Genomic DNA, 26,805 nt, shown 5'->3' on the forward strand with positions numbered 1-26,805 from the left:
GGGGTAGACGACGGCGCCCGCCCTCGCAAATGCGGGGGCGGGCGCCGGTCGGTCGCGGGCGACGGTCAGTCGTCGCCTTGGAAGTAGCTCAGCAGGCGCAGGATCTCGATGTAGAGCCAGACCAGGCTGACCAGAATGCCGAAGGCGGCGACCCAGGAGTAGCGCTGGGGCAGCCCCATCCGGACGCCGTCCTCGACCTCCTTGAAGCTGAGCACGAAGCTCAGCGACGCGACCACGATGCAGACCAGGCTGAACCCGATCGCCAGCGGGCTGCCGTCGCGCAGGCCGGTGTTCACGCCGAAGAGCGCGAACACGAGGTTGATCAGCATGACGGCGAAGAGACCCGCCATCACGGCGATCATGCCCTTGACGAACTTCGGGGTGGCCCGAATGACCTTCGCCTTGTAGAGCATGGCCATCACGAAGAAGACACCGAACGTGGCGGTCACCGCCTGGACCACGATGCCGTCGTAGAGCGAGTTGAAGAACTTGCTGACCATGCCGACGAAGACGCCCTCGACGACGGCGTACGCGACGACCAGCGCCGGGTTCGCCATCCGGGAGAACGAGATGATCAGGCCCAGGACCAGGCCGACCACCGCCGCGCCGATCCAGGCCGCGCCGAGCAGCGCGTCGGGCACCAGCACCCAGGCGGCCGCGGCGGAGACGCCGAGGATGCCGAGGAGCGTGACGGTCTTGACCACCACGTCGTCGATCGACATGGTGTTGACGGTCGGCGGGGCCGCCGGGTAGCCGGCCTCCGTCGGGTACTGCTGTGGATAACCGGGCTGTCCGTACGGCCCGGTCGGGGCGTACCCGGCGGAGCGCTCCCGCTCGGCCGCCTGGCCGAGCCGGGCGAGCACCGGGTTCGAAGTCTTCACTGTCAGGCCTCCCTCAGGGGGTCGTTGCACGTGAACGTGCACCCCCAAGAGTAAACGCCCAGGGCAGTCCCGTGGAGATCGCCAAGCTGAGCGGAAGCTGAGAGTGCGGCGTGCCCGGGGCGGGGGTCGAACCCGCACGCCTTGCGGCAGCCGCTTTTAAGGCGGCCGTGTCTGCCGTTCCACCACCCGGGCGGGTGACACCGCGCGGGTCGACACGCGTGGTGCAGTGTCACGGTAGCGGGTCGGCGGCGACCCGGCGTACCCCGGCAGGCGGGTCGCACTAGGGTCGAGACCGTGAGCAGCGCAGCCCCCACGGCCCCCGACGCCGTCCCTGACCAGGCTGTCCTCGCCGTCGACCGGCCGTCCCGCCGGCTCCGGCCGGCGCGCCTGCTGACCGCCGTCCACCGTCGCCGGGCGGACGTCACCGTCGTGCTGCTCTTCCTGGCGCTGGCCGGCTGGCTCACCCACGGGCTCTGGCCCGACCCGGCGGCCCGGGTCCTGGCGCTCAACCCGGAGGACCAGGCCCTCTACGAGTGGTTCCTCGCCGTCGACTCGCGGGCGCTGCTCGGCGACTTCGACCTGCTCACCGGGCGGCTCAACGCACCGGACGGGGTCAACCTGATGACCAACACCACCGTCATCGCGCTCGGGGTGCTCCTCGCCCCGGTGACCCTGTCGTTCGGCGCGCCGGTGACCTTCGCCCTGCTGGCCATGGCGAACCTGGCCGGCACCTCGATCGCCTGGTACCTGCTCTTCACCCGGGTCCTGCACGCCCGCCGGGTCGCCGCCGCGCTCGGAGCGGCGCTCTGCGGGTTCGGCCCGGGGATGGTCTCGCAGACCAACAGCCACCTGCACATGACCGCGCAGTGGCTCGTACCGGTGATCGTCTGGCTGGTGGTCCGCATGCTGTGGGCCGCCGACCCGGCGGGCACCGCCGACGGGCCGGACCGCCGCCGGGTGGTCAGCTCGGCCGTCGGCCTGGCGGCGGCGGTCACCGCGCAGGTCTTCGTCGGCGAGGAGGTGCTCTTCCTCTGCGCGGTCACGCTGCTGGTGATGGCGGTCACCTACGCGGTGGTGGACCGGAACCTGGCCCGCCGCGCCCTGCCCGGCTTCGCCGGGGGGATGATGCTCGCCGCCGGGCTGGCCCTGGTCGTACTGGCCTGGCCGCTGTGGTTCCAGTTCGCCGGCCCGCAGGGCGTCTCGGACGGCATGTTCAGCCCGCACTACTTCTCGGCGGACCTGCGTAGCTGGTGGACCGTCTCGCCGCTGTCGATCGCGGGCGGCGACGGGGCTGCCCGACTGACCACCGGGCCGGCCGAGTACAACACCTTCCTCGGGCTGCCCCTGCTGCTGGTCGCCGCCGCCTGCGCGCTCTGGCTGGGCCGTCGCCCGCTGGTCGTCGCGTGCGTGGTCGGCACGCTCGTGACAGGGGCGCTGTCACTCGGCCCCCAGGTGGTCGTCGACGGCGAACGCACCGCCGTCCCGGGCCCGTACGCCCTGCTCTCGGGCCTGCCCGTGGTGGACGGTGCGCTACCGATGCGGTTCGCCCTCGCGGTGCTCCCGCTGATCGCCACGCTGCTGGTGCTGGCGGTCGACCGGGCGCTGCGCGGCCCCGGCCTGGCCCGCCGCCTGGTGCCGGCGGCGGTCGGCGTGGCGCTGCTGCCGCTGCTGCCGACCCCGCTGCCCACCGCCGAGCGCCCGCCGCTGCCCGAGTTCGTCACCGGCGGGCACTGGCGCCAGTGCGTCGAGCCGGGCGGGGTGCTGGTGCCGGTGCCGCTCGCCACGCCCAAGCAACCGTGGCCGATGCGCTGGGCGACCGCCGCCGACGCGGCGTTCGGCATGCCGGAGGGCTTCTTCATCGGCCCGTACGGTCGCGGCGGCACGGCGGCGATGGGCACCTACGCGCAGCCCACGTCGGCCCTGCTGGCCGAGGTCGGCAGGCGCGGCGGTCAACCCGTCATCGGGGACGAACAGCGCCGGCAGGCCGCGGAGGACGCGGAGTTCTGGGGCGCCTCCTGCGTGGCGCTGGCCGACGGCACCCCGCACGCCGACAGCCTCCGCGGCACGCTGGAGCAGCTCTACGGCCCCGCCACCCGGATCGCCGACGCCTGGACCTGGCTCGTCTGAGGTGTAAGGAAGGGCCCCTTCCTATCGCGTACGCGATAGGAAGGGGCCCTTCCTTACACCAGATCGCGGGCCGGTCCGTCAGGCGCGGCCGGCGCCGACCGGCTGGGACGCCTCGGCGAACTCCTCGCGCGGGTCGTGCAGTTGGCCCAGGGCGACCACCTCGCGCTTCAGGAAGAACGCCAGCGACCAGTCGACCACGACCCGGACCTTGCGGTTCAACGACGGGATCCGGCTCATGTGGTACGTCCGGTGCATGAACCACGCCGGCCAGCCGGTCATCTTGATCCCGTACACCTGGGCCACGCCCTTGTGCAGGCCGAGGCTGGCGACGCTGCCGGCGTGCTTGTGCTTGTACTCCACCGGCTCCCGGCCACGGACGACGTTGACGATGTTGTCGGCCATCCGGGCGGCCTGGCGGACCGCGTGCTGGGCGCTCGGCGAGCAGTAGTTGCCGGGCTCCTTCGTCAGGTCCGGCACGGCCGCGCAGTCACCGGCGCTCCAGGCGCCGTCGACCACCCGGTCGCCGTCGACCACCTGGAGCGTCGGCAGGCAGGTGACCCGCCGCCGCTCGTCGCGCGGGAAGTCCGTCGCGTCCAGCATCGGCGACGGCTTCACGCCGGCCGTCCAGACGATGGTGTCGGAGCGGAAGCTGTCGCCGTCGGAGAGCTTCACCACCCCGTCGAGGCAGGACTCCAGGCGGGTGTCCAGCCGGATGTCCATGTTCCGCTTGAGCAGTTGCTGCACCGTGTAGGCGCCCATGTCCCGGTCGACCTCGGGCAGCACCCGCTGGGTCGCCTCGACCAGCACCCAGCGCATGTCCTCGGGCTTGAGCTCCGGGTAGTACTTCAGGGCGTCCCGGGCCATGTCCTCCATCTCGGCGAGCGCCTCGATGCCGGCGTAGCCGCCGCCGACGAAGGTGAAGGTCAGCGCCGACCGGCGGACGGCCGGGTCGGGCGTGGCGGCGGCCACGTCGAGCCGGTCCAGCACGTGGTTGCGCAGGTAGATGGCCTCGCCGATGGTCTTGAAGCCGATGCCGTGCTCGTGCAGGCCGGGGATCGGCAGCGTCCGGGAGACCGAACCCGGGGCGACGACCACGTGGTCGTACGGGATCTCCCGGGTGGGGCCGCTGATGGGCTGCACCACGGCGGTCTTGCGGTGGTGGTCGATCCGGGTCACCGCGCCCGCCACCACCTTGCACCGCCGCAACTCCCGCCGCAGCGGCACCACGGAGTGCCGGGGCGAGATGTTGCCGGCCGCCGCCTCGGGCAGGAACGGCTGGTAGGTCATGTGGGGCTGAGGGTCCACCACGACGACCTCGGCCTCACGGGAGCTGAGCTTCTTCGACAGGCGCAGTGCCGCGTAGAGACCGACGTGCCCGGCACCCACCACAAGGATCCGCTTCGGGTTCACGTCATCTATCTTTCCCCGCGCGGCCCGGCTAATCCCGCTCGCGCCCCTTCTCTGTGACGGAGCACAACCCCTGTGACCTGCATGACTTCCCCCGAAAAGGGCCGTCACCTGCGGCGCAGCAGCCACCCCAGCAACGCCGCCACCGCCACCGCCACGAGCAGACCGACCACCGTCGCCGCCTGGTGTCCGGCGTCACCACCGAGCCTGCCGACCTCGACCAGCAGGACACCGAGGACGAAGGTGGCCAGCAGCACCCCGCCGGCCCGGGCCAGCCACCGCACGATCAGGCCCGGGTCGACCACCGCGTCGTACGGCAGCACGGCGGCCAGCGCGCAGAGGGTGTGCGTGAGGTAGAGCACCGCCGCCACGGCGAGCAGCCGCCAGAGGGCGATCGGCCGGCCGTACCCGTCGGTGGCGACCAGCCAGCCGCCGACCGTGACCAGCGCCGCGAAGGTCGGCCAGACCCGGCGCGGCCCGACCGCCGGCAGGACCGCCACCGCCACGAGGGCGAGCAGCGGCCGCCCGAGCAGCACCTGTGACGGGTACGCGAGCAGCAGGCCGACCAGCACGGTGAGGAAGATGCCGGCGCGCACCAGCAGCGGCGTCAGGCTGATCCGGGCGGCGGCGTACCGCAGCGCCCTGACCCGTTCGGTGACCGCGCTCACCGGGCCACCCTCGGGGCGGTCGCCAGGCGGGCCACGTCCCGCAGCACCTCGTCGAGGCTGCCCGCGCCGGCCCACCGCACCACCGGCACGCCGTGCTCCCGCAGCTGCCCGATCATGGTGTCCCGGTCCAGCCGCCACAGCCGGTACGCCACCTCGGCCCAGCCCCGGTCCTTCGGCGGAGTGAGGTCCGCCGGCAGGGTGTCCACCGCGACCACGAACCGCCCGGAGCGGGCCAGGCGGGCCAGCATCTGCGCCGACCGCTCGTCGAGCAGCGGGGTGAGGACCACCACCAGCGCGTCCGCCGACAGCAGCTGCGGCCCGAACACCTGGTCGTACGGCTCGTGCGGGGAGTGCTCCGCCCGCACCTCCAGCAGCCACTCCAGGACCGTCAGGTACTGCCGGCGGCCGGTGGCCGGGCGCAGCCGGCGGGCGGCCGGGCCGTACTCGAGCATCGACACCCGGTCGCCACGGTGCAGGTAGTGCTCGGCGATCGCGGCGGCGGCCCGGACGGTGGTGTCCAGCACGGAGGCGGCCCCGGACACGCCGCCCGAGCGGCCCGCCTCGGCGAGCACGTCGAGCAGCACCACCACCTCGGCGTCGCGGTCGGAGAGGGTGGCCGCCACGTGCAGTTGCCGGGCGCGCAGCGAGACCCGCCAGTCGATCCGGCGCAGCCGGTCGCCCGGGGCGAAGACCCGTACGCCGGCCAGTTCGCCGCCCTCGCCGGGCCGGCGCGAGTGGTGCGCGCCGACCAGGCCGGCGGCCCGGGGCATCGCCTCGACCGCGTCGAACGGCTCGGTCCTCGGGTAGACCCGCAACCGGGACGGCTCGGCGATCACGGCGCGGGAGACCAGCAGTCCCTGCGCGGCAGCCGCCCGGGCGCCCGCCGGGCCGATGGGGTGCCGGCCCCAGCGCAGCGCCGTGCCGGTCAGCTCCAGGTCCACGGCCGCCGCCGTCGGGACGGCGGTCACGAACGGCCGGTCGGCGACGGACGGGGCGACGGCCGAGCCCGCCCCGGACGCGGTGGTCGCCCCGGCGATCGTCACCCGCTGCACCCGCAGCCACGGCGAGACCCGGCTGCGCACCACCGCCACGTCGTAGTCGATCAGGTCCGGGTTGCCGACGGTGACCGTGCCGGTCAGCTCGCCGCCCTCGACCAGGTGCCCCTCGTCGGCGGAGACCCAGATCTGCGGCAGGGCGGTCGGCCGGCGGCGCAGCGCGTACGCGGTGCCCAGTGCGAACGGGGCGGCCAGCACGACCAGGTCCACCCGGCCGAGCAGCACCCCCGCGATCAGCAGCAGCCCGGTGAGGAGCACCGCCCGGCCGAGCGCCCACGTGGGCACCCAGCCGGTCGCGGGCCCCGGCTCCGGTGGCGGCGACTCGACCCGGGACGACACGGCGGGCGCGACCATCAGTGCCCGGGGCCGGCGGCGTAGCTGGGCAGCGCACCGCTGGCGGGCGCCGGGGTCGCCTCCAGCACCTCGCCGACCACGAAGGACGGGTCGACACGACGCAACCACATCTCGGGACGCAACGTGATCCGGTGTGCCAGGGCGGGCGCGGCGACCTCCTTGACGTCCTCCGGGACGACGTAGTCGCGACCAGCCATCACGGCACGTACGCGGGACAGCAGCAGCAGCGCCAGCGAGCCGCGCGGCGAGGCGCCGACCAGCACCGACGGGTGTTCCCGGGTGGCGGCGGTCAGCGCGACGATGTAGCGGCCGACGGAGTCCTCCACGACCACGTCCTCCAGCGCGGCCTGCATGGCGCGCAGGGTCGCGGCGTCGACCACCGGCTTGATGTCCGCCTCCTCGCGGCGGCGGGCCATCCGCCGGCGCAGCACCTCCCACTCCTCCTCGGCTTCGGGGTAACCGAAGGAGACCCGGAGCAGGAACCGGTCGAGCTGCGCCTCCGGCAGCGGGTACGTGCCCTCGTACTCGATGGGGTTGGCGGTGGCGAGCACGTGGAACGGCTCGTCCAGCTTGTACGTCACGCCCTCCACCGAGACCTGCTTCTCCTGCATCGCCTCCAGCAGGGCCGACTGGGTCTTCGGCGGGGTCCGGTTGATCTCGTCGGCGAGGAGCAGGTTGGTGAAGACCGGCCCGGCCCGGAACGAGAAGTCGCCGCTGCGCTGGTCGTACAGGAACGAACCGGTCACGTCGGCGGGCAGCAGGTCGGGGGTGAACTGGAGCCGGCGGAAGTCCAGCCCGAGCGCCTGGGCGAAGGACCGCGCGGTCAGCGTCTTGCCGAGGCCCGGCAGGTCCTCCAGCAGCACGTGGCCGCCGGCCAGGATGCCGGCGAGCACCAGTTCCAGCGCGTCCCGCTTGCCGACCACGACCTGACCGACCGCCTCCAGCACCGACCGGGCGAGGGGGCCGACCTCGGCGGCGGACATGCTGCGGTCCACGTCGTTCATCACAGTCTCTCCAGTTCGGCGACGATCGCCGCGAGGTTGCGCGGCGACGGGGTGCGGCGAGGCGGGGTCTCCAGGAACTTCCACAGCTGGTCACCCAGCAGCACCCGGGCCCGGGCCGGATCCGACTCGCGGGTCACGCCGTGCCGCTGGCTCAGCCGCTCGTCGGCCAACTCCCCGAGCCGGGGCAGGATCACGGTGGTGAAGCGTTCGGGCCGGGTGGCCGACCAGTCCAGCGGCAGTTCCCAGCCGTTGATCGCGGTGCGCAGCGCGTCCCTGACGCCCCAGTTCCAGGTGCCGTCGTCGTCGGCGACAGGGGCCCGGCCGCCGCCGCGGGGCGGGGGCGGGGGCGTGAGGGCGGCGACGACGCGACGCACCACGAACAGCGCGACCACCCCGGCCACGAGGACCGGCAGCGAGACCCGCAGGCCCACCAGGCGCAGGCCGGCGACCAGCACGATCACGACGGCCGCGACGCCGGCCAGGGGACGCAGCACCCGGCCGACCCGCCCGCCCCGCCGGGGCTCGGCGCGTGCCGGCCGCTCGTCCTCGACGCTCAACAGGTCGTCGATGCTGGTGCTGCTCACGGCGTCACCTCGCCACGTCGGGCGGGCGCCGGCCGCGCCCCGGTCACGCCGGTGGGTGCCCCGGTCACGCCGGCACCTCCGTGTCGTCGGCGACCGCGACGGTCAACTCGCCGCGCAGCCGACGCAGCGCCGCCCGGGCCTGGTCGCGGGTGCGCTCGTCGACCTCACGGGTGGCGTAGCGGGCCTCGCGGTAGACGTGGGCGAACTCGGCCAGCACGTCGGCGCTGGCGATGGCCGGGATGCCCATTGACGGGTCGCCCCGCAACAGCCGGGTGACCAGGTCGGTGGGGGTGTCGCCGGCCAGCCGGGGCACGCCGGCCCCGGCCGCGGCCTGCTCCAGACGCACCCAGCAGGCGATCACCGCCGTACGCGGATCGGTGTCGCGGTCGTCCAACTCCTCCAGGCCGGCGTCGAGGGCGGCGGCCACCTCGCGGGCGGTGCCCTCGGGCGTCCGCCGGGACCGTTGGGCCGGCAGCGCCCGGGTGGTGCGCCGCATCGCGCCCCGGACCAACGTCCAGGTGAGATAGCCGAAGACGACGAGGATCGCCAGCCCGAGAAGTACGATGGCGACGGTGGCGATCCACTGCGGGATCGACGCCTGGGTGGCCTGGCCGGCGTCCCGCGGTTCGACGGGGATCGACTCGACCGGCTCGGCGCTCGGATACTCCGGCACGTACGGGATGTTGTCGGCGGCGGGCGGGATCCGGCTGGCGCCGATCGACGAGTGGGCGGACGAGAACGCGGCGACGGCCAGCAGGAGCACCACCGCCGCGACCGGCCACCACCTGCGCAGGACGCTGATTTCCATCGAGGGCTACCTCCGGGTCGCCGGGGCGTGTCCCACGACTCGACGCGTTCCGTCCGTCATCGCCACCGCCCCCGCGCCTCAGTCCGCCCCGGCCAGTTGCTTCGCCCGGGCGAACACATCGTCCAGCATCCCTGGTGTCAGCCGCCCGGTGAAGGTGTTCTGCTGGCTGACGTGGTAGCAGCCGAGCAGCGCCGGTGCGCCCGTGCCGGACCAGTGTGCCCCATGGCCGAACGCCGGTCGCGGGCTGGGCGGTCGCAGACCGTACACCTGGCGCAGCACCGGCCACCACGAGGCCCAGGCGAACGCTCCCAGCGCGACCACGACGCGCAGGGTGGGCCGGATCAGCGTCACCTCGCGGTGCAGCCACGGCGCGCACGTGTCCCGCTCCTCGGGGGTGGGCTTGTTGTCCGGCGGGGCGCAGCGCACGGCGGAGAAGATCCGCAGGTCGCGCACGGTGAGCCCGTCGTCGGCGGCGACGCTGGTCGGCTGGTTGGCCAGGCCGGCCCGGTGCAACGCGGCGAACAGGACGTCGCCGGACCGGTCGCCGGTGAAGATGCGGCCCGTGCGGTTGCCGCCGTGCGCGGCGGGCGCCAGGCCGAGGATGGCGATGCGCGCGTCGGGGGCGCCGAAGCCGGGCACCGGCCGGCCCCAGTATTCCTGGTCCCGGAAGGCCGCCCGGCGGACGCGGGCCACCTCCTCGCGCCACCGCACCAGCCGCGGGCAGGCGAAGCAGTCGCTGACGGCGGCGTCGAGGTCGGCCAGGTCGGTCGCCCGCGCGGCGCGGGCGACCACCTCGTCGGGCGTACGGGGCTCAGCCAAGCTTGGCCCGGAAGAGTTCGAGGGTGCGGGCCCAGGCGGTGGCGGCGGCGCGCTGGTCGAAGTTCTCCGGCCGGTCCTCGTTGAAGAAGGCGTGCGAGGTGCCGGGGTAGTCGTGGACCTGGCAGGTGCCGCCGGAGGTCTCGATGGCGCGGCGGACGGTGCGTACGCCGTCGGCGGCGGAGGTGCCGTCCTCTTCGGAGCAGTGGATGAGCGCCGCCTTGCCCGCGTAGTCGGGCCACTCGGGGCGCATCCCGTCCCACGGCAGCCGCGGGTAGAAGGCGGTGGTGGCGACGATCCGCTCGGACCGGGTCGCCGCCCAGAGGGCCAGGCTCGCCCCGGCGCAGAAGCCCGCACAGCCCACCTTGCCGGCGACCTCGGGCCGGCTGGCGAGGTAGTCGGCCGCGCCGGCGATGTCCGCCGCCGCCTCGTCCATCTGCTGGCTGTTCAGCATCTGGCGGGGCTCACTCGGCCTGCTGGCCGGGCCGCCGTGGCGGAAGTCCGGGGCGAGGGCGACGAAACCGGCCTCGGCGAAGCGGTCCACGACCGCCCGGACGTGCGGCACCAGGCCCCACCAGTCCTGGATGACGATGACCGCAGGGCTGGTCGCACCGCCGGAGGGTATCGCGAGATACCCCTCGCCCGTCCCCCCGTTGCCGCGGTAGCTCACCATCTCGCCCATCGGCCGTCCTCCTAGCGGTCAGTCATCGTTGGCTGGTCGCACAGTGTTGCTACGTGTCGGTAGCCTGCCACGCCGTGAGCGCCCCGGGGAAGACGCCGGAACAGTGGCATACACCTCCTGCCGGCCCCCACCCACGGACGCCGACGGCGGCGCGGACGTCGTCCGCGCCGCCGTCGGCGGTCCTGTCGTGCCGGGAGATCAGGCCTTCTTCGTCAGGCACAGCAGGTAGCCGGTCTTGCCCGGCTCGATGCTGTAGTAGACGTAGCCCTCCTGGTCCTCCTTGATGTACTGCCCGCACGCCTCGCCGGAGCGGGCCTGCGCCTGGGTCTGCCCGTCGACGCGGCCGACCACGTTGTAGACGGCGTCGGTGGAGGTGCACTCGACGACCTTCGCGCCGTCGACCTTCTCCTCCTTGGTGCCGGTCACCTCGGGCAGCTCGGCGATGCAGTCGCCGACCTTGGCCTCAGCGGTCTCGTCCTTGTTGAAGAAGTTGCCGATCGCCGAGCCGATGCCGAACTTGAGGCCCGCGACGACCAGAAACACGACGATCGCGCCCACGATGCCGAGCAGCTTCTTGGAACCGGACTTCTCGGCCTGGGGCTCCGCCGGGGGCGGCGCCTGGACGGCCGACGGGGGCTGGGCGGCGTCCGGCGCGGGGGGCGGTGCGACCTGCTCTGACACGCGTTTTCCTTCCGGGGGGTGAGTGAGCAGACGACACCGTAGCGACCGGGACCGACAGCCGTTGCCCCGCTGGACTCATCCGTTCAGCTATTTCCCAGCTTCATTCCATGATCTCGTTCACGTCCGGCTCGGCGTGGGGGTGCCCGGCATGCCCGTCGATGCGGGCGCGGGGGTCGAGGTGCCGGTCGGCGTGGGCGTCGGGGTCGGGTTGCCGCCCGGCGTGGGCGTCGGGGTCAGGTTGCCGCCCGGCGCGGGCGCGGCCTCCGAGGGGGCGGGTACCGGCAGTCCCGGCGGGTTCAGCAGGGGCGGGGTGCTCGCGCCCGGCCGGGGCCCGAACGGCGCCCACTCCGGGCAGTACGGGTACGGGCGCAGCAGCGCGTTGGCCAGGTTCAGGTCCGGCGGGTTCGGGCACATCGGACGACCGAGCCGGATCGGGTCGCCGTTCTGGTCGAAGAGCCGGGCGTTGGACACCAGCCGCCCCTCGCTGTCGTAGACGAAGACGTCCCGGATGTGGTCGTACCGGCCGTCGATCGAGATCTGCTCGTAGTCGAGGTCGCCGCTGCCGACCCGGTCGTTCATGTCCGCCAGGCCGACCAGCCCGAAGATCACCAGCACCGCCGTGCCGACGTGCAGCACCCGCCGCTTGGGCCGGGTCAGGCCCGGCGTGTGGTGGCCGAGCCAGATCGAGGCGAGCACGCTGCCGGCGAGCAGCACCAGGCCGGCCAGCAGGCTGCCGTTGAGCTCGGGCAGCACACCGAACGTGTCGCCGGTCGTGACCACCGTGACGAGCATGGCGGCCAGGTAGCCCCGCAGCACCCACCACGCCGGCCGGAGCAGCCGGAGGAACTCGCTGGCCGAGGCGTACCCGAGGGGTGGTCCGAGTTGGACGTCCCAGCGGTGCGCCCGGGCGCGGAGCCGGTCCACGGCGACACCGAGGCGACGGCTGCGGCGCCCGCCGCCGATCGTGACGCCGACCCCGGCGGCGGCGCGCAGCTCGGCCGCGTACGCCTCGGGCTCGCCGAGCCGGTCGACCAGCGAGCCGCCGGCCTCGGCGGCGACCTCGGCGAGGTGCTCCGGCAGGTCCTCGGTCAACTCGTCGCGGTGCGCCGGCGGCAGGTCGGCCAGCGCGGCCCGGACCCGTGCGGCGTAGTCCGCGATCTCCTGCTCAGTGACGGTCATGCCGCCATCCCCCGATCGTCGAGCAGTGCGTCCATGGTGGTGGCGAACGAGCGCCAGAGCTTGCCGGAGCGGGTGAGCTGGTCCCGGCCGGCGGCGTTGAGTGAGTAGTACTTGCGGTGCGGGCCGGACTCGCTCGGCACGACGTAGGTGGTCAGCAGGCCGGCGCCGTAGAGCCGGCGCAGCGTGCCGTAGACCGAGGCGTCGCCGACCTCCTCCAACCCGGCATCGCGCAGCCGGCGCAGGATGTCGTAGCCGTAGCCGTCCTCCTCCCGGAGCACGGCGAGGACCGCGAGGTCCAGCACGCCCTTCAGCAGTTGTGTGGTGTCCACGCATTGCACACTACTGCGCAATGCGAAGTACCGTCAACGGGACGCGCCGCGCGGGTCAGGCCACGCGCCGCGCCGCCTCGTCCGCGGTCCGCAGCAGATCCCGGAGTACGTGCACCAGCGCGCGAGCCTGCGCGAGGTCGATCGGCCAGCGCTCTGGCTCGTCGTCGGCGGACAACTCCAGCAGCACTCCGCAGGGGCGCAACCGCCCGACGTCCATCAGCCAGAGCCCGGCGCGCACCTGGATCACCTCGTCACCGCGGGGCGCCACGGGCCGCAGGCGGGACAGGTGCAGCGCGCTGGCTCCGCAGCCGCTCTCGGGTACGCACCACGCCGGGTGGGGGCCTCGGATCGCCACGTCGTCGCTCCTCGCTCGCGTTGTGAGGGCACTGTGGGCCCACGCCGCCTCCCATTCTCGTGACCGTCCGACTACGGTCGGAAGTCACGCGCGGGGCACCGCGCGACGGTGGTCGGCGCGGCCCGTTACGTGAGGCCAGGTGAGCGAGGTGTGATGACCGGATCGCAACTGTCGGCGTTGGAACTGCTGGCCGGCGAGCTGCGGCGGCTGCGCGCCGAGCGCGGGCTCAGCCAGGAGGAGCTGGCCCGGCGGATCAACTACTCCGGCTCACTGGTCGGCATGGTCGAGATCGGCCGGCGTACGCCCTCGCTCGACTTCGTCCGCCGGGCGGACGAGGCGCTCGACAGCGGCGGCCTGCTCGGGCGGATCCTGCCGCTGGTCAGCCTGGAGACCGCGCCGGCCTGGTTCCGGCCCTGGGTGGCCGTCGAGCAGGAGGCGGCCACGCTGTGGTGGTTCGAGATCTCGGTCCTGCCCGGCCTCCTCCAGACCGAGGCGTACGCCCGCGCGGTCCTCAGCGGCGGCGGCCTTCATCCTCCCGAACAGATCGAGCAGCGAGTGTCCGCCCGACTCCAGCGGCAACAGATTCTCGATCGCGCCCAGCCAGCGCAACTGGTCGCGGTTCTCGACGAGGGCATCCTCCGTCGGTCGGTGGCCGACCAATTCGGGGTGATGCGCGAGCAGCTCGACCATCTGATCTCACTGGCGACACGTCCACACGTGCACCTGCATGTCGTTCCGGCAGAGGTCGGTGTCTACCCGGGCCTTGCCGGGCCGTTCATTTTGGCCGGCTACGCGGACGGGGGTTGGGTGGCGCATCTCGACAGCCCGCTGCGCGCCCAGGTGCTGGACCGCGCCGAGGAGATTGCCAGCCTGCACCGCAGGTGGGAAAGTGTCCGCTCGGAGGCGCTGCCCCGACGGCAGTCGCTGGTGCTGATGCAGGAAGTGGCGAAGACATGGAGCTGACCGGCGCCCGGTGGCGCAAGTCCACGCGCAGCGACAACGGCGGCGCCTCGTGCGTGGAGGTCGCCGACAACCTGCCCGGCGTGGTGCTGGTACGCGACAGCAAGGACCGCTCAGGCCCGGCACTCTCCTTCGACCCGGCCGCCTGGTCCCGCTTCGTCACCGGCGTCGCGGGCGGCCCGGCACCGGGGCGCTGACCGGGCTTCGCTCATTCCTACTCAAACAGCCTGATCCGCTTTCGCGCTTCACGCAGCCCGCCGCGAGGGCAGCGCAGCATGAATAAGCACTGACGACCTTGACCAAGATTGGCCGTTAATTAGGCTTCCCCAAACTGAGGTGAACCCGAATTTGCTCCGCCAGACCGAGCAGATCCTCCGAGTATCTCAAATCGCGGGAGCGGGGATGGGGAAGCGGATTGGTGAATTCTGCAACGATTTGACCTGGTCTACGTGACAGAACTAGCACCCGGTCGGAGAGGTAAACCGCCTCGGATATATCGTGTGTGATAAGAACGGTTGTTGCCTTGAGATGCGTGTGGAGCCGATAAAGTTCATGCGAGGCGTTCAGTCGGGTAAGGCTGTCAAGCGAACCAAATGGGTCGTCGAGCAAGAATAGATCCGGCTCTCGAATTAGCGCTCGAGCGATAGACACCATGGCTTGCTGCCCACCGGAGAGTTCATGAATGTATCGAGATGCCAGGTCTGTCATGTCAAGAAGCTCCAGGCAGCGCTGAACCTTTCGCTCCCTTGACTGTCGCTCGACACCAAGTAATTCGAGTCCGAACTCGATGTTCCTGTGCACGTTGCGCCACGGCAGCAACTGTGGCTGTTGGGCGACCTGCCCAATACGTGCCGCCCGACGCTCAACCAATCCCTCAGAGGGCAATATTGCCCCTGAGACAATATTGAGGAGAGTGGTCTTTCCGCATCCGGACGGACCTACAATTGCAATGAACTCGCCGGTCTTCAGAGTAAGCGAGACTTCACGAATCGCCTCAACGTGGTCGTGGTAGGTCTTGCCGACTCCTTTCAATGAAAGAGCACGCGAAGCGGTCCCTAGTTGCGCTAAGACTCCTGCCGCCGTCCGAGCATCATTCGAGACGGTTGCTCGTATCGGCATCAACGCATTTTGATAGTTCTTGAATGCAGCATCCAAGTGCAGCACATGCGGTGCCAGTAGCCGCCAAGCATCATCGTTCGGAGCCCCGACTGGTGAACTTATTTTAACAACTGCCCGATGGATCAAGTTGCCTAAAAGGTGCAGTAGTGAAGTCCGGCGCCTTACGGCATTGGGATTACTCCTGCTTAGGTCGCGAATCACGGGATGCATGACCAGGAGCGGCTCTCCCATCCCGCCCGAATCTATTTCTTCATGTTTACTTAACTTGATCAGCTGAAGCTCTTCAAGAGCAGTAATCCAGCCCCATAGGTCAACGTCAGTCGCGCCAAGAAATTCCGGATGAGCTGAAAGGAGGGTGGAGTCCAGAATGAGTCGGAATGGTATCGGCGCGCTATCCAAAAGAGCGAACAAGCACAGTAGTGAGCCGCTTCCTCTATTCCCTTTCTGATGCAGGAGCTTGAGCGACAAATCCCAGATATGAGTCAGGTTATCCCGCGCCTTCGCATCCTCGTTCCGCGCAGACGGCGGCGGGAAGGCAACATCGATACGCCCCTCGTCCAGGAGAGACTGGTACGACTTGAACGTATTGCCGGGCACTGGCCATGGCGCTTTGGAAGCATTCGCGATGTAGGAGTTGGCCAGCCGCAGGGCCAGGGGAAGCCCTCCAAGTCGTTGCGAGAGATTCTCGGCATCCATCAGGCCGCCAGCTACTCTTCCGCAATCCTTCATCAGGATAGACGCCCCGTCAGCCATCTCTAGCGGCGGCAGGGTATGCGCCCGGCACCAGACTGGCCAGCGACCTCCGGGACGACTGGTTACAAGGACCTTTCCATACTTACTTTCGACATTCCGCAGCCAGCCTTTGCTGTCCTCGAGAACGAAGGGGGAGCCGGCGAGAATATTGGGTTCGTCTACATCGTCCAAAACAAGAAGCCAAGGCTTTCGTTGCTTCAACAAGAGCCCCCACAACAGGTCTGCCGCCCCCGCACCTCCGGACCAAGCGCGATCAATAGCCTCTACATCCGCTGCGAGATCAGTGGCTACCTGCCGAAGGCCTGCCAACAAGTCGGCGGCACTGGTCGCTGAGAGCCACCACACAATCGTGCCACGACGCCTTAGACGCAGTGCAACATCCGCGGCAAGGGCCGTCTTGCCACTCCCGCCCATGCCAACCAAGACGTGCACCCGAGGCATATTTTTCCTAGTGGCCGCCAGGGCGGCAACTAACTCTTGGGCAAGATGCTCACGACCGATAATTTTTTCCTCGTGACTCCGAGGAATGTCGATTGATATTATCCCCGGCCTGCCGTGCCCGAGCCATCTTGGAACGTTTGTTGCTCGATTGGGCTCATCACGTATGTACGAGAGCCACCATGTGCCTAGGGTAACTGCGATACCTAACGGAGCCGCTATCCAGCTCGTCAGCTCAGCCCATGACCAAGGCCCGTTTGAATCACCAACAGTTTTTGAAAGCACCACGAGCACCGCCGCTGCGCTTAGCATGGAGAGGCCGATCACGGCTCCGGCTCTCAGCATCCCGATCGACCCGTTCGTCCGCAGTGTCCGGCAGTCGCTAGGAGCAAACAGTCAACCTTGTAGGCTTCGGACGCAAGCCGGAATGTCCAAGATGCTAAATTGCACCTGGGTGTCTGATCTGAGTTGGCAGCATCGAGATCCACGTGCGTCCACTTGGCGGCCTGCGTCACGAGGGTGAGAATAGTAGCTCCCCTAGTGGCGGCTGAAGGCGGACGTGACATGGCAGTTGGCTAAGGCGTGACTCCAGCTCGCCCTGCCCGGGGACTGCGACGCGGCCGCGATGACCGGTCTGCCATTCCGGCCCCGCCGAGCTGCTCGGCGCAGCGCAGCGCCCACCGCTTCGCCGTCGGCCAGGACACGTCATAGCGTTCCGCCGCACGGACGACCGACCAGCCCTCATCCACGATCAAACGCGCCAGGCGAGGACATGCACGAGGAATCAGAGCGGCGTTAGCGTGGGACACGAAGGCCTCATGGTTGCCGGAGCGGTTCCTAGACAGCTCCACTCCACAATCGGAGGCCTTCGTCATCACATCTATCTACGTCGTGTCGTCACACAACCTCAACCAACCTGCCTGGGCAGTACAACTTGGACTGCCACGCGGACACGAGCCGGCCCCGGGGCCGCGCGACAAAGTTGCCCAGGGCCAATCTGCTACGCCAGGCTCCAGGCGATGCCGTCGAGGATGTCGTGCTCGGAGGCGACCACCGAGTCCATCCCCGCCCGTTCCATGATCACCCGGAGCACCAGGGCGCCCGCCCCGATCACGTCCGCGCGGCCCGGGTGCATCACCGGGATCGCCAGCCGCTGCTCCCGGCTCTTGCCGAGCAGGTCGGCGGTCGTCGCGGCCACCGCGTCGTACGGCACCCGGGCGTGGTGGATGCGGCTCGGGTCGTACTCCTGGAGGTCCTGGGCGATCGCGACCACGGTGGTGACCGAACCGGCGAGCCCGACCAGCGTGGCGGCCTGCCGGCCCGGCACGGCCTCCAGCGCGCGGTCCACCGCCGCCGCGATGTCGGCCTGCGCGGCGGCGACCTCGTCCGGCCCCGGCGGGTCTCCGTGCAGGTGCCGCTCGGTCATCCGGACGCAGCCGATGTCCATCGAGATGGCCGCCTCGACGCCGCCCGCGCGGGTGCCGACGACGAACTCGGTCGAGCCGCCGCCGATGTCGACGACCAGGTACGGCTCGCGCGCGTCGGCGGGCAGCCCGCGCACCGCGCCGGTGAAGGAGAGCCGCGCCTCCTCGTCGCCGGTCACCACCTCGGGCGCGACCCCGAGGGTCCGCTCGACCATCTCGCGGAACTCGGCGGCGTTGGAGGCGTCCCGGGACGCCGAGGTGGCGCACATCCGGACCCTCTCCGCGCCGAGCTTCTCGATCTCGGCGGCGTACGCGGCCAGCGCGACCCGCGTGCGTTCGATCGCCTCCGGGGCCAGCCGGCCCGTCCTGTCGACGCCCTGGCCGAGGCGCACGATCTCCATCCGCCGGCTCAGGTCGGTCAGCGGAGCCTCCGGACCCGCCGAGGTGTCCGGCAGGTCGGCGACCAGCAGTCGGATCGAGTTGGTCCCGCAGTCGATGGCGGCCACACGCGTCGTCACGGCAGCAACCCTACGTCAGGCGCGCTCAGGTGACCCGGCGTAGCCCGCGTCCAGCAATTCGGTGCCGAGCGGCGTCACCCGGTGCAGCACCGCGCCGCCGTCCCGGACGCTGGCGATGAGCCCGGCCGCCCGCAACGCCCCCGCGTGCTCGGACGCCGAGGAGGTGCTGATCCCGACGGCCCGGCCGAGCGCCGTGGTGGTGTGCCGGCCGGGGCCGGCGAGGTGGCGCAGCACCGCCGCCCGGGTCGGCCCCAGCAGGCGGCCCAGCGGATCGGGGGTGGCGGCCCTGATCAGGTGCGGCATCGGCGCGGGATACACCACCAGCACCGGCCGGCCGGGCTCCACCAGCACCCGGGGATGCGGGCCGGCCAGCGGCGAGGGCAGCAGGAGCAGGCCGTGGCCGGTGCCGGGCAGTGAGGCGCTCCACCAGGTCCGCACCGTCAACGTAGGCGCCTCCCACCGGATCGCCGGGTGCAGCGCGTTCAGCAGCCCGTCCAATCCGTGCGTGGCGAGCTGCGCGGTCGCCCCCGCCACGTGGTGCCGGTGCGCCTCCGTCAGGTCGGCCCAGTGCGGCGCGAGCACCGCGTCGTGCCAGGTACCCAGGGCCCGGCCGAACAGCTCCATCGTCTCCCCGTCGGCCTCGGCGAACCGCCTGCGCAGCGGCGTCGCGGGCAGCTGCGCGTACGCGGCGGTGACCTCCGCCCGGATGCGTCCGACGGGGGCTGCCCGGATCGCCTCCAGACCGGCGACGACCGATTCGAGGCCGTCCAGCGGGGTGAGGAAGTCGGGCAGGCGCCCGCGCGCGGGAAGCAGGTGCCGCAGCACGGAGGCGGCGGACCGGACCGGACCCGACGCGGAGGCCGCGTCCGCCGCGGGACCCGGCGTCATCCGGGCCGTGTCCGCGTCGTGCAGCGCCTGGCAGGCCAGCAGGGACATGCCGACCGGGTGCAGGCGATCGGCGAAGCGGACCCGGCACAGGTCCGCCAGTCCCAGGCGGAGACGGAGCATGCCAGCAGACTGCCGCTCTTCGGCCTGGACCGAAAGGGTTGCCCCGTCCGGGCGGGGCCATCCAGTGTGGACCGGGGTCACGGAGGGGGCGGGGCGTGCGACGGACGGTGGCAGTGCTGACGGGGATGCTCTTCGCCGTCGTCGCCACGGCGTGCGGTGGGGACCGGGGTCAGTCCCGGGTCACGCCGGCCCCGTCGCCTTCGGGGGCCGTCGAGCGCCCCGCCGCCGGCGACCACCGGCTCACCCTGGCGCACGGCGGGGCCGACCGCCGGTACCTGCTGCACGCCCCGCCCGGCTACGACCCCGCCCAGCCCACCGCGCTGGTGATCGCCCTGCACTTCTATCCCGGCAGCGGCGTCCGCCTGCGGGACATGGTGGGGCTGGACGCCGTGGCCGACCGGGAGAACTTCCTGGTCGCGTACCCGGACGGGCGTAACGGCGGCTTCAACGCGCTGATCTGCTGCGGGACGACCGACGACGTCGGCTTCCTCAAGGACCTCACCGCCCACCTCGTACGGACGTGGCGGGTCGATCCGGACCGGGTCTATCTCACCGGGATCTCCAACGGCGGGGACATGAGCTTCCGGGCCGCCGTCGAGGGCGAGGGGCTCTTCGCGGCGATCGGCGTGGTCAGCGGCGGCTACAGCGGCCCCCGGACGGCCCCCGAGACGTACGTGCCCCGGCGACCGGTCTCGGTGATCACCTTCATCGGCGGGCAGGACCGCTACGCCGACGTCTTCACCGAGGGCGTACGGACCTGGCAGCGACGGCTGCGCTGCACGCCGGCGACCGGCGCACCGCCGGCGGGCGCGCCGCGGGTCACCCGCACGGAAGCGCGGTGCGGCGACGGCAGCGACGTGACCGTCTACACCCTGCCCGACATGGGGCACTCGTGGCCCGGGGCGACGACCGGCGAGCTGGCCGCCCCCGACGCGGGCCTCGTCGCCACCGAACTCGTCTGGGACTTCTTCGCCGCCCACCCGCGCCGGAGCTGAGCGGGCCGGGCGCGGCCGGCGGCCTCGGGCCGCGCGCACCGGGCCGGTCAGAGGCGCAGCAGCATCCGGGTGTTGCCGAGGGTGTTCGGCTTGACGCGTTCCAGGTCCAGGAACTCGGCGACGCCCTCGTCGTACGAGCGCAGCAGCTGCTCGTAGACCGGCTGCGGCACGGGCGCGCCGTCGATCTCGGTGAACCCGAACGAGCCGAAGAACCGCGTCTCGAAGGTGAGCACGAAAATCCGGGCCACCCCCAGCTCGCGGGCGCCGTCGATCAGCTCCGCGACGATCCGGTGGCCGAGCTTGCGCCCCCGGCAGGACGGGTCGACCGCCACCGTACGGATCTCGGCCAGGTCCTCCCACATCACGTGCAGCGCGCCGCAGCCGACCACCGCGCCGTCGCCGGCCCGGACCGCGACCCGGAACTCCTGCACGTGCTCGTAGAGGGTCACGGTGGCCTTGCTGAGCAGCCGCCGGTCGTCGGTGTAGGTGTCGACGAGCCGCCGGATGCCGCGCACGTCCGAGGTGCGGGCCCGCCGCACCACGACCTCGTCGGCCCCCGCCACGCCCCCGTCCGCGCCCGCCATGTCAGTCCGCCGCCGGCACGTCCACGCACGGGCCGGCCGCCCACCACTTCTCGACCAGCGCCAGCGTCTCGTCGCCGAACGGGTTCACCCCGGGCCCGGCCCCGAGCGCGTGCCCGAGGTGCACGTGCAGGCACTTCACCCGGCCGGGCATCCCGCCGGCGGAGATGCCGGCGATCTCCGGCACCTCGCCGATCGCGTCCCGGCGGGCCAGGTAGTCCTCGTGCGCGGCGCGGTAGCGGGCGGCCAGCTCCGGGTCGGCGGCCAGCCGGTCGGCCATCTCCTTCATCAACCCCGCCGACTCCAGCCGGCTGCACGCCGCCGTCGCCCGGGGGCAGGTCAGGTAGAACAGCGTCGGGAAGGGGGTGCCGTCGGCCAGGCGCGGGGTCGTCTCCACCACGTCCGGCAGGCCGCAGGGGCAGCGGTGGGCCACGGCCCGGGTGCCCCGGGGCGGGCGTCCGAGCTGCGCGGCCACCGCGGCCAGGTCGGCCTCGGTGGCCGGTTCGCGCCGCGGCGGGGGTACGGAGTCCGCCGCCGGCTCCTGCGGTGGTACGACAGTCACGATGCTGATCTCTCGTTCGATGCTCGGGTGCTGCTCACCGGTCGGGCTGCTCGCCGTTGGCGGCCTGCACGCTCGACCAGAGGGTGTCGTACCAGGAAGCGGGGGTGACGGGTGCCGACGGGGCCGCGGACGAACCGGCGTCCCGGGCGGCGCCCGCCGGGTCGGAGAGCACCACCAGCAGCGTCTCGCCCGGTGGGCCCATGAAGAACCGCTCCCTGGCCTGGATCTTGATGTATTCCGGGTCCTGCCACTTGGCCGCCCGCTCGGACAGTTCCTCGATCGCCTCCCGCTGGGCGGCCTGGGCGGCCTCCATCCGTTCGATGTCGGCCTGCTGGTCCAGGTAGACGCGCACCGGGTAGGTGTATGCCAGGGCGAGCGCGATCAGCACCGCGAAGAGCACGGTGGCCCGCCCGGTGAGGCCCCGGGAGCGGGGTGCGGAGAGCCGCTTGACGGTGCCGGCGGCCGTACGACGGGCCGCGGCGGGCCGGCTCGCGGAGCGTACGCCCTCCGCGCCCCGGGCCGCCCCCGGCGCGCGACCGGCCGTGGCCCGCGACTCGGCGCGGACGCCGCCCTCACGGACCGACGCCCGGGCGCCCCGGGCCCCGCCCGGCCGACCGGTGTGACCCGGCCGACGGGCGGGGCGCTGACCGCCCGGTGTGCGGCGCTGCTGCATCGTCACACCCCTCCCCCGAGGCCTCGCGCGTCTCAGGCCGAACGGTAGCGCGGGAAGGCGCCCGCCCCGGCGTACCGCGCCGCGTCGCCCAGCTCCTCCTCGATCCGCAGGAGCTGGTTGTACTTCGCGACCCGGTCCGAGCGGGCCGGGGCGCCGGTCTTGATCTGGCCGCAGCCCGTGGCCACCGCCAGGTCGGCGATGGTGGTGTCCTCCGTCTCGCCGGAGCGGTGGCTCATCATGCACTTGAAGCCGGCCCGGTGGGCCAGGTCCACCGCGTCCAGGGTCTCGGTCAGCGAACCGATCTGGTTGACCTTCACCAGGACCGCGTTGGCGGCGTTCTCGGCGATGCCGCGGGCGATGCGCTGCGGGTTGGTGACGAACAGGTCGTCGCCGACGATCTGGATGCGGTCGCCGAGCGAGGCGGTCAGCGTCTGCCAGCCGGTCCAGTCGTCCTCGGCCAGCGGGTCCTCGATCGACACGATCGGGTAGTCGCCGGCGAGCTTGGTGTAGTAGTTGCTCATCTCCTCGGCGGTCTTCGCGGTGCCCTCGAAGGTGTAGGTGCCGTTGTCGAAGAACTCGGTGGCGGCCACGTCGAGCGCGAAGACGATGTCGGTGCCGAGCCGGTAACCGGCCTTCTCCACCGCCTCGGCGATCAGGTCCAGGGCGGCGGCGTTGGTGGGCAGGTTCGGCGCGAAGCCGCCCTCGTCGCCGAGGCCGGTGGAGAGCTCCTTCTTCTTCAGCACCGACTTCAGCGCGTGGTAGACCTCCGTGCCGGAGCGCAGCGCCTCACGGAAGCTGGGCGCGCCGATCGGCGCGATCATGAACTCCTGGATGTCGACGTTCGAGTCCGCGTGCGCGCCACCGTTGAGGATGTTCATCATCGGCACGGGCAGCAGGTGCGCGTTCGGGCCGCCCAGGTAGCGGAAGAGGCTCAGCTCGGCGCTGCCGGCCGCCGCCTTGGCCACCGCCAGGGAGACGCCGAGGATGGCGTTCGCGCCCAGCTCGGACTTGCTGTCGGTGCCGTCGACGTCGAGCATCTTCTGGTCGATCAGCCGCTGCTCGCTGGCCTCGTAGCCGATCAGCTCGTCGACGATCTTGTCCTCGATGTTCGAGACCGCCTTCTCGACACCCTTGCCCTGGTAGCGGTCGGCGTCACCGTCGCGCAGTTCGATCGCCTCGAAGGCGCCCGTGGAGGCGCCGGAGGGCACCGCCGCCCGGGCGATCGTGCCGTCGTCGAGCCCGACCTCGACCTCGACGGTCGGGTTGCCCCGCGAGTCCAGAATCTCCCGCGCGACGATTCCCTCGATGGTTGCCACTGAGTCGCTCCTCGTTTGTGTGTTCCGGTCCGGTATGGGCCGCGACGGTGCGGCTGAGGCAGTTGTTGAACGCAGCGTATCGGGCGACGCTCGGACGCGGGCGGTCCGGGCGCTCGCCGGCCCGACCCGAAACCTGCCTCCGGGCAATGCTTTACACGGACATTCCCGGATTCTCGTGCCTCAACCGGCAACGGGTTTGCGCGCGGTTGGCCCGATCGGCAAGGCTGGTCGCCATGCCCGCCGCCTCGACCACCCTCCGCATGCTCGCCGTGTCGGTCATCGCGTCGCTCACGGTGACCGGTTGTCAGACCCTCGACGACGCCGGCCGGACGATCGGACGGGCCGACCTGGTGAACGACCTGGCCGCCCGGCTCGACCGGGCGCTGGAGCTGACCTACTCCGCCGACTACCAGCTCCCCGGCGGGCAGACCGCCACCATCGCCCAGGCCCAGGACCCGGCCCGCTCCGCCTACACCTGGCCCGGCGGCAAGCTCACCGTCACGCCGGAGGCGACGACCCGCTGCGAGACCGGCGCCGGGCGCGCGACCTGCACCCTGGAGGCCCCGCCCGCGCCCAACGCGAAGCCCACGGTGACCATGTTCACCGAGGCCAAGCAGCGGGGGCTGCTGACGCCGCCGGTCGTCGTGGGGCTGCTCACCACCGCCGCGCTGGACCCGGACGCGGTGATCGAGCAGAGCGACACCACCCTCGCCGGCCACCACGCCACCTGCGTCGACGTGGCGCAGTCGGCCGGGGACTTCACCGCCTGCGTCACCACCGACGGGGTGCTGGGCAGCTTCACCGGCCGGGTCGACGGCCGCCAGGTCGAGCTGGCACTGAGCCGCTACCGCGAGGCGGTCGACGGCGCGGTGTTCGACCTGCCGCCCGACGCCGGCGTCGTGGACCGCCGTCCGGCCAGCTCGTGACCGGTCCGGCAAACCCGCCCGGCCGGCAGTACCCCCCTGGTTTGCGCTGGCTGGTCGACGCGTTGCAGGCGCGTCGACCAGCCAGCGGTCGTGCTACGAGCTGAGGAACTCGCCCAGCATTCGACTACTCCGCTGGTAGCGATCCGGCGTGTACGGCCGCACCCTTCTCCCGGAGTCGAACGGCGTCCGACCGGAGAAGAAGGCGCCAGCCTCCCATTCCTCGCCCACATCGTCGTAGTCCTCGGCCAGAGCCGCCCTCAGTTCCGGTCGGCGGGCCAGGACGTCCCGCGCGACGAAGACCTCGGAGCCGAGCATGGCGCCACTGCGGAGCATCGAGGGAGTGGGGAAGGGTGCCTCGACCTCGATCGAGCCGTAGGCACACGGCAACCGGTCAGTCATGACCTGCAACAACTGCTTACTCCACCGCGTGATCTCGAAGGCCGCCGAGCTGTCGGCCTCCCGCCAGAGGTCAATTGGCAGACCCAGCGCTCCTGCGAAGCAGGACACACCGACCGGGAACCGTTCCCCAGGATTCCTACGAAGCAACTCGACGACGACGACCTCGCCCCCGCGGGTGAACCCGGCCCGCACAGGCCGTTTCGCGGGCTCCCGTCCCCGGATGATCCGCTCGAACGGGTCGGGCTTCACGGTCAGGAGCTCGACGGTTTCCGCGACGTCCGATCGCGCCTCGAAGTCGACGTCCGGCGATATCGTCTCCAGCACGCCGTCAGGCTGCGCACCACAGGCGACGAGGCTGTCGCACACCGCCGGGAACGCCGACTCGTCGGAGCTGGCCGGGAACACTGCGATGGTCAGGTGCGGCGGGTCGGGATAGAGGGGTGTATTACTCATCGAGGCGCTCCAGCATGGCTGACAACCGAGAGTTTCTTCGGACGAACGCGGTCACCAGTTCACCGGCCGACCGAGCACCGACCGAACGTGATCCCAGAAACCGACCGCACTTCGTCACACGCCGAGCAGGGTGCGCAGGTGGCGCGGGGGCGGGCAGTCGTGGGCGAGCATCGCGTCGTGCCACTCGCGTACCGCCACGCCGGCCGGGCGTGCGGCGGCGATCGCGGCCACCTCGCTGTAGCCGACGAAGTACGTCGAGAGCTGCGTCGAGGTGAGCAGGGCGCGCCGCCACTTGCCGGCCGCCTCCCCCTCCTCCTGGAAGCCCCGCCCGGTCATCAGCGCCATCGCCTCGGCCTCCGGCAGCTCCTCGCAGTGCACGAGCTGGTCCAGCAACGCGTTGATGGTCATCCGGAGCTGCATCTTGAGCTGCTGCAACCGCACCGGCAGGCCGCCGAAGCCGAGGCCGGCCATCAGCTCCTCCGTGTAGACCGCCCAGCCCTCGATGAAGGGGCCCGACTCGGTCAGCGCGCGGACCCGGGTGGGGCCGACGTGCCGGCGGGCGTGGGCGAGCTGGAGGAAGTGACCCGGCATCGCCTCGTGCACCGTCAGGTTGCGGATCATGTGGTCGTTGTACTCGCGGTAGAACGACTCGACCCGGTGCGCGGGCCAGTCCGCCGGGGTGGGCGCGATGCAGTAGAACGTCGGCACGTCCGCCGTCTCCAGCGGGCCGGGTGAGTCGCAGTAGGCGACCGCCACGCCCCGGGCGAACTGGGGCATCTCCTGGATCACGCACGGGTCGTCGACCAGGGTGACCAGGTCGTGGGCGCGCACGAAATCGGTCGCCTCGTCCAGGGTGACCGAGGCGAGGTCCACGATGGTGTGGTCGTCCGGGTGCTCGGCGGCCAGCAGGTCCAGCGCCCGGCGTACCGTCTCGTCGTCGGCCGGGCCGCCGACCAGCTCGACGGCCGCCGCGCGGATCTCCTCGCCGACCCGGTCCAGGTTGGCCCAGGCCCGGCGCTGGATCTCGGCGGCGCCCAGCTCGGTGTCGAGGGTGTGCCACAGCCGCGCCTCCCAGCGGCGGCGGCCCAGCCGCGGGTCCGGCCCGGGGCCGGCGTCGGCGGCCAGGCCCTGCCGCAGCCACGCGACGAACTCCTCCAGCGCCGCGATCGCCGCGGTGGCCGCCGGCTCGACCCGGTCGTACAGGGCGGGGGCCTGCGCGAGCAGCCCCGGCACCTCGTCGCGGATCAGCGCCGCCGCGCCGGTGAACTGCCCGACCGCCGTCTCCGCGTGGATGCGCGGCATGTCGCGCAGCGTCGCGCGCGCGGTCGCCAGCGCGTCCGGTACGGCGGCGAGCCGACCGGCCAGGCTGGTCAGCCGCACGTCGACCGGGGCGTACGGGCGGGCGAGCAGCGCGTGCAGCAGCGGCCCGGGGTTGTGCCGCAGCGGGTCCCACTCGTGGGCGCGGATGTCGCCGGACTCGAACAGCTCCCGGTCCACGAACGAGGTGAGCAGCGCGTGGTCGACGCGCTCCTCGACGTCCAGGGCGTCCGGGTCCAGCTCGGCGAGCGCGTCCGCGGCCTCCTTGAGCATGGTCCGGTCGGCCGCGACCGCCTCGGCGGAGAGGTCCGGCAGCCGGTCGTCGTACCGGTGGTCGCCGGTGGAGGTCGCGAGCCCCGGCCGGCTCTGGAGCAACGCGTCGACGATCCGCTCCGCGAGCGGCACAAACGATTCCACCCGCCGACCCTACCGG

The 26,805-nt window shown here is 71.8% G+C and carries 27 protein-coding genes, 1 tRNA gene and 1 pseudogene; 5 read left to right on the forward strand and 24 right to left on the reverse strand.

Annotation, left to right across the window (positions count from 1 at the left end; genetic code table 11):
- Nucleotides 1-65: 65 nt before the first annotated feature.
- A complete protein-coding gene (locus RM555_RS29380) occupies nt 66-881 on the reverse strand; it encodes a Bax inhibitor-1/YccA family protein (RefSeq protein ID WP_121396533.1) in 816 nt (271 codons plus the stop codon).
- A gap of 111 nt (nt 882-992) precedes the next feature.
- Nucleotides 993-1,073: transfer RNA gene (locus tag RM555_RS29385), tRNA-Leu, on the reverse strand.
- Nucleotides 1,074-1,175: 102 nt separating this feature from the next.
- Here RM555_RS29385 and RM555_RS29390 point away from each other — a divergent pair.
- Nucleotides 1,176-3,008 (forward strand): hypothetical protein, encoded by a 1,833-nt coding sequence (locus tag RM555_RS29390; RefSeq protein ID WP_311414763.1) that lies wholly within the window; start codon nt 1,176-1,178, stop codon nt 3,006-3,008.
- Nucleotides 3,009-3,086: 78 nt separating this feature from the next.
- Here RM555_RS29390 and RM555_RS29395 read toward each other — a convergent pair whose 3' ends face one another.
- The 12 genes from RM555_RS29395 to RM555_RS29450 form a co-directional block, all read right to left on the reverse strand.
- Complete coding sequence (locus tag RM555_RS29395; RefSeq protein ID WP_311414764.1) at nt 3,087-4,418, reverse strand: NAD(P)/FAD-dependent oxidoreductase; 1,332 nt, start codon at nt 4,416-4,418, stop codon at nt 3,087-3,089.
- 104 nt (nt 4,419-4,522) lie between these two features.
- On the reverse strand, nt 4,523-5,083 hold the full coding sequence (locus RM555_RS29400) for a hypothetical protein (RefSeq protein ID WP_311414765.1): 561 nt from the start codon (nt 5,081-5,083) through the stop codon (nt 4,523-4,525).
- Nucleotides 5,080-6,477, reverse strand: a complete 1,398-nt coding sequence (locus tag RM555_RS29405) for a DUF58 domain-containing protein (RefSeq protein ID WP_311414766.1) — start codon at nt 6,475-6,477, stop codon at nt 5,080-5,082. The genes RM555_RS29400 and RM555_RS29405 overlap by 4 nt, the downstream gene beginning before the upstream one ends.
- 14 nt (nt 6,478-6,491) lie before the next feature.
- Entirely contained in the window at nt 6,492-7,496 is a 1,005-nt protein-coding gene (locus RM555_RS29410) for an AAA family ATPase (protein ID WP_311414767.1), read from the reverse strand.
- On the reverse strand, nt 7,496-8,080 hold the full coding sequence (locus RM555_RS29415; RefSeq protein ID WP_311414768.1) for a hypothetical protein: 585 nt from the start codon (nt 8,078-8,080) through the stop codon (nt 7,496-7,498). The genes RM555_RS29410 and RM555_RS29415 overlap by 1 nt, the downstream gene beginning before the upstream one ends.
- 64 nt (nt 8,081-8,144) lie before the next feature.
- Complete coding sequence (locus RM555_RS29420; protein ID WP_311414769.1) at nt 8,145-8,888, reverse strand: DUF4129 domain-containing protein; 744 nt, start codon at nt 8,886-8,888, stop codon at nt 8,145-8,147.
- A gap of 78 nt (nt 8,889-8,966) precedes the next feature.
- Entirely contained in the window at nt 8,967-9,680 is a 714-nt protein-coding gene (locus RM555_RS29425) for a uracil-DNA glycosylase (protein WP_132233970.1), read from the reverse strand.
- Nucleotides 9,681-9,699: 19 nt separating this feature from the next.
- On the reverse strand, nt 9,700-10,386 hold the full coding sequence (locus RM555_RS29430; RefSeq protein ID WP_311414770.1) for a dienelactone hydrolase family protein: 687 nt from the start codon (nt 10,384-10,386) through the stop codon (nt 9,700-9,702).
- A gap of 198 nt (nt 10,387-10,584) precedes the next feature.
- Nucleotides 10,585-11,067 carry an LppU/SCO3897 family protein gene (locus RM555_RS29435; RefSeq protein ID WP_132233438.1) on the reverse strand — a complete coding sequence of 161 codons (483 nt, stop codon included), beginning with the start codon at nt 11,065-11,067 and terminating at the stop codon, nt 10,585-10,587.
- Nucleotides 11,068-11,184: 117 nt separating this feature from the next.
- Nucleotides 11,185-12,246 (reverse strand): HAAS signaling domain-containing protein, encoded by a 1,062-nt coding sequence (locus RM555_RS29440; protein WP_311414771.1) that lies wholly within the window; start codon nt 12,244-12,246, stop codon nt 11,185-11,187.
- The gene (locus RM555_RS29445; protein WP_311414772.1) at nt 12,243-12,575 is read right to left on the reverse strand and encodes a PadR family transcriptional regulator; all 333 of its coding nucleotides are present in this window, start codon (nt 12,573-12,575) and stop codon (nt 12,243-12,245) included. Before RM555_RS29445 ends, RM555_RS29440 begins: the two co-directional genes overlap by 4 nt.
- A 55-nt stretch (nt 12,576-12,630) precedes the next feature.
- Nucleotides 12,631-12,930 carry a hypothetical protein gene (locus RM555_RS29450; protein ID WP_311414773.1) on the reverse strand — a complete coding sequence of 100 codons (300 nt, stop codon included), beginning with the start codon at nt 12,928-12,930 and terminating at the stop codon, nt 12,631-12,633.
- 153 nt (nt 12,931-13,083) lie between these two features.
- On the opposite strand from RM555_RS29450, the gene RM555_RS29455 reads away from it, so the two are divergent.
- Nucleotides 13,084-13,893, forward strand: coding sequence for a helix-turn-helix domain-containing protein (locus RM555_RS29455; protein ID WP_311414774.1), 810 nt, complete (start codon nt 13,084-13,086; stop codon nt 13,891-13,893).
- The gene (locus RM555_RS29460; protein WP_311414775.1) at nt 13,884-14,087 is read left to right on the forward strand and encodes a DUF397 domain-containing protein; all 204 of its coding nucleotides are present in this window, start codon (nt 13,884-13,886) and stop codon (nt 14,085-14,087) included. Before RM555_RS29455 ends, RM555_RS29460 begins: the two co-directional genes overlap by 10 nt.
- A 115-nt stretch (nt 14,088-14,202) precedes the next feature.
- Here the strand turns inward: RM555_RS29460 and RM555_RS29465 are convergent, their stop codons facing one another.
- The 4 genes and pseudogenes from RM555_RS29465 to RM555_RS29480 form a co-directional block, all read right to left on the reverse strand.
- Nucleotides 14,203-16,545 carry an ATP-binding cassette domain-containing protein gene (locus RM555_RS29465; RefSeq protein ID WP_311414776.1) on the reverse strand — a complete coding sequence of 781 codons (2,343 nt, stop codon included), beginning with the start codon at nt 16,543-16,545 and terminating at the stop codon, nt 14,203-14,205.
- Between the two features lie 260 nt (nt 16,546-16,805).
- A pseudogene (locus RM555_RS29470) lies at nt 16,806-17,009 on the reverse strand (leucine zipper domain-containing protein); the annotation flags it as partial.
- Nucleotides 17,010-17,200: 191 nt separating this feature from the next.
- On the reverse strand, nt 17,201-18,130 hold the full coding sequence (locus tag RM555_RS29475; RefSeq protein WP_311414793.1) for a Ppx/GppA phosphatase family protein: 930 nt from the start codon (nt 18,128-18,130) through the stop codon (nt 17,201-17,203).
- Nucleotides 18,131-18,157: 27 nt separating this feature from the next.
- On the reverse strand, nt 18,158-19,150 hold the full coding sequence (locus tag RM555_RS29480) for an ArsR/SmtB family transcription factor (protein WP_311414777.1): 993 nt from the start codon (nt 19,148-19,150) through the stop codon (nt 18,158-18,160).
- A 95-nt stretch (nt 19,151-19,245) separates the two neighbouring features.
- On the opposite strand from RM555_RS29480, the gene RM555_RS29485 reads away from it, so the two are divergent.
- A complete protein-coding gene (locus RM555_RS29485; protein ID WP_311414778.1) occupies nt 19,246-20,145 on the forward strand; it encodes an alpha/beta hydrolase family esterase in 900 nt (299 codons plus the stop codon).
- A 47-nt stretch (nt 20,146-20,192) separates the two neighbouring features.
- On the opposite strand, the gene RM555_RS29490 is transcribed toward RM555_RS29485, so the two are convergent.
- From RM555_RS29490 to eno, 4 genes are read right to left on the reverse strand one after another with little or no spacing between them, the layout of a single operon-like run.
- Nucleotides 20,193-20,729 carry an amino-acid N-acetyltransferase gene (locus tag RM555_RS29490; RefSeq protein WP_311414779.1) on the reverse strand — a complete coding sequence of 179 codons (537 nt, stop codon included), beginning with the start codon at nt 20,727-20,729 and terminating at the stop codon, nt 20,193-20,195.
- A 1-nt stretch (nt 20,730) separates the two neighbouring features.
- Nucleotides 20,731-21,288 carry a DUF501 domain-containing protein gene (locus RM555_RS29495; protein ID WP_311414780.1) on the reverse strand — a complete coding sequence of 186 codons (558 nt, stop codon included), beginning with the start codon at nt 21,286-21,288 and terminating at the stop codon, nt 20,731-20,733.
- Between the two features lie 34 nt (nt 21,289-21,322).
- Complete coding sequence (locus tag RM555_RS29500; protein ID WP_311414794.1) at nt 21,323-21,961, reverse strand: FtsB family cell division protein; 639 nt, start codon at nt 21,959-21,961, stop codon at nt 21,323-21,325.
- A gap of 32 nt (nt 21,962-21,993) precedes the next feature.
- Nucleotides 21,994-23,277: a phosphopyruvate hydratase gene (eno, locus tag RM555_RS29505; protein ID WP_311414781.1), complete on the reverse strand. Its 1,284-nt coding sequence runs from the start codon at nt 23,275-23,277 to the stop codon at nt 21,994-21,996.
- Between the two features lie 233 nt (nt 23,278-23,510).
- Here eno and RM555_RS29510 point away from each other — a divergent pair, with 233 nt between their 5' ends.
- Complete coding sequence (locus RM555_RS29510) at nt 23,511-24,203, forward strand: hypothetical protein (RefSeq protein ID WP_311414782.1); 693 nt, start codon at nt 23,511-23,513, stop codon at nt 24,201-24,203.
- Between the two features lie 93 nt (nt 24,204-24,296).
- Here the strand turns inward: RM555_RS29510 and RM555_RS29515 are convergent, their stop codons facing one another.
- Nucleotides 24,297-25,055, reverse strand: a complete 759-nt coding sequence (locus RM555_RS29515; protein WP_311414783.1) for a hypothetical protein — start codon at nt 25,053-25,055, stop codon at nt 24,297-24,299.
- A 114-nt stretch (nt 25,056-25,169) separates the two neighbouring features.
- Entirely contained in the window at nt 25,170-26,789 is a 1,620-nt protein-coding gene (locus RM555_RS29520; RefSeq protein ID WP_311414784.1) for a DUF885 domain-containing protein, read from the reverse strand.
- Between the last annotated feature and the right edge of the window lie 16 nt (nt 26,790-26,805).

The organism is Micromonospora reichwaldensis, from assembly GCF_031845925.1.
Classification (GTDB): domain Bacteria; phylum Actinomycetota; class Actinomycetes; order Mycobacteriales; family Micromonosporaceae; genus Micromonospora; species Micromonospora reichwaldensis.